Here is a 2,094-nt window from a genome sequence, read left to right as displayed (position 1 = left end):
CAGCGTGCGCTCCAGCACCTCCGTCGGGCCCGTCTTCAAGACGTAGGCACGGGCACCGGCGCGAATGGAGGCGATGACTTCGTCCCCATCCTGAACCGCCGACACCACCACCACGGGCACGGAGCCCAGGGCGGAGGTCAACTGGGCAATGGCTTCGATCCGGTTGCCGGACAGACTGTCCAGGTCCAGCATGACAAGATCGATCCCAGGAGCGGACATGGCCTGCGCCAGCGCCTCCTCGACGGTGCCCGCCTCCAACGCCGACGCACCCGGGAACTGGGTGGTCAACATCAAAGCGGCGCCGCGACGCACCAGCGCCTGGCCATCCACGACAAGAAATGTGCGGTGGCGGGGCGAAGCGCCCACACCGGCAATTCCGTTTTCCAAACCATCCTCGGCTAGACTGCTGACAGTCCCGGGAAAACGCGCGGTCATGCTCATCATCTGAAACCCCACGTTTGAGTCCGGCCACTTCCGGCCCAGGCCATCCAAAACGTTTCATCCGGACCGCCTGAGCGGACCGTAAACTTGATCGCAGGGCCCGCTTCGGCGTCTTACACCCCGGAACCGACCCCTTCGATGAACGCGTGACCTGACTGGCTTAGCGACAACTTCACCATTGTGACCATCGGAACACGGCCAAAATGGGGCACGCCTAACCTTTTTTTCCCGGGAACCCCTTTTCCGCCGTGGTACCCCATCTGGCGGTTAACGATTTCACGGGATGGCCAAACGATCCACCTTCCGATGTGACAGACTGTGACCCGTTTTCAGATATGCCGCAACAGAAACATGGCGTTCGGGCCTACTTTCCCATAGGATTGTCGCAATAGAACTGGCGATCTATTACCTGCCGATGGGGCAAATAAGCCGTTAACAGGTTAGCGTCGACATTTCACGAGTATCCATGACAATGTTAGTAAAATTTTTAATAAACAGTCTCCGATGGGGGAGACCTCAATCACGGTGGGGAAAATGGCAATGACGGGCCGCAGCGTTCTTCTGATCGACCAGGATCAGTTGTTCGGGGCGGCGCTGGGTACATTGCTGGGGGAAGATAGCTTCCAGCTGTTACCGCCCTTACCTTCCGTGGAAGAGGCCGTGAAGGTGCTGCGCGACACCGCGGCGCCGGACCTGATCATGGTCGACCCTTGGGGCATAGACCCGCCGCGGGTGGCGAGTGAACTGCGACGGCTGCGCGCCGCCGCGCCGCAAACCAAAATCGCGGTATTGACATCGGACACCAGCGACTCCGTCTTGAAGGCCAGCCTGTTCGCCGGCATGGATGGCCACTTGTCCAAGTCGTCGGGCGTGGCCACGTTGCGCGACGCGCTGGAGCTGATTCTGGCGGGCGACGCCGTGTTCCCGCCCCGCGCCGCGGCGCTGGTGGTCCAGGCGCAACAGCCGCAGGGGCCCACGCCCGCCGATCTGGTGGCGGCGACGGCCGATCTATCGCGTCGCGAGATCCAGATCCTGGGCTGCCTCTTGGCCGGCCAGTCGAACAAGTCCATCGCCCGCCGGCTGGAAATCACCGAGTCCACGGTGAAGATGCATTTCAAGAACGTCATGCGCAAAATCGGCGCCCAGAACCGCACCCAGGCCGCTGTCTGGGCCATCCAGCGCGGTATTGGGCCGATGAGCTGACCCCTTGGGCTGAGCCATTCCCTTCGGCGCCGCCGTCGCGGGAAGGACAATCGCGGGAAGGACAAAAGAAAAAGGGGCGCCTCCCAGCTGGGTGGCGCCCCTTTCTTATTCCGCACCGGCCGGAAAGCCGGGCCGGAGGTACCCCCCAGGCCCGGCAACCGGATCCCCTTAACGGATCATGGGAAAATGATGACGGCGCGACGGTTGGACGGCTCACGCACGCCATCCGCGGTCGGGACCAGCGGATCGGACTCGCCCTTGCCATCGGTGGCGATGGAAGCGGCGGTGCCCCTTGGACGTCAGGTAAGCCTTAACAGCCTCGGCGCGGCGCATCGAGAGCTTCAGGTTATAGGCGTCCGAACCGGAGCGGTCGGTGTATCCCGTCACATTGATCTTGGCTGACAATGGCCCGGTGGGCAGCTTCCTTTGGCGGCGTTGTCCCAACACGGT

General features: G+C 62.5%; 3 protein-coding genes. 1 reads left to right on the top strand and 2 read right to left on the bottom strand.

The genetic code is table 11. The features are described from left to right. A partial coding sequence (locus tag I55_RS27025) for a response regulator (protein ID WP_148294000.1) occupies window positions 1-444 on the bottom strand: 444 nt, incomplete at its 3' end. Between the two features lie 537 nt (window positions 445-981). Here I55_RS27025 and I55_RS27020 point away from each other — a divergent pair. Beyond that, a complete protein-coding gene (locus tag I55_RS27020; RefSeq protein ID WP_044563835.1) occupies window positions 982-1,644 on the top strand; it encodes a response regulator transcription factor in 663 nt (220 codons plus the stop codon). A gap of 213 nt (window positions 1,645-1,857) precedes the next feature. Here I55_RS27020 and I55_RS39385 read toward each other — a convergent pair. Further along, window positions 1,858-2,094: OmpA family protein (locus I55_RS39385; protein ID WP_376739210.1), on the bottom strand; the 237-nt coding region annotated here is incomplete at its 5' end.

Source organism: Azospirillum sp. B4 (genome assembly GCF_000333275.1).
In the GTDB taxonomy this organism is placed as follows: domain Bacteria; phylum Pseudomonadota; class Alphaproteobacteria; order Azospirillales; family Azospirillaceae; genus Nitrospirillum.
Note: the sequence above shows the minus strand (reverse complement) of the source record. Positions and strands in the feature narration are given on the sequence as shown.

Bases quoted from the DNA above. Each gene is read 5' to 3' on its own strand.
- I55_RS27020 (WP_044563835.1), top strand. From the start codon at position 982: ATGACGGGCCGCAGCGTTCTTCTGATCGACCAGGATCAGTTGTTCGGG.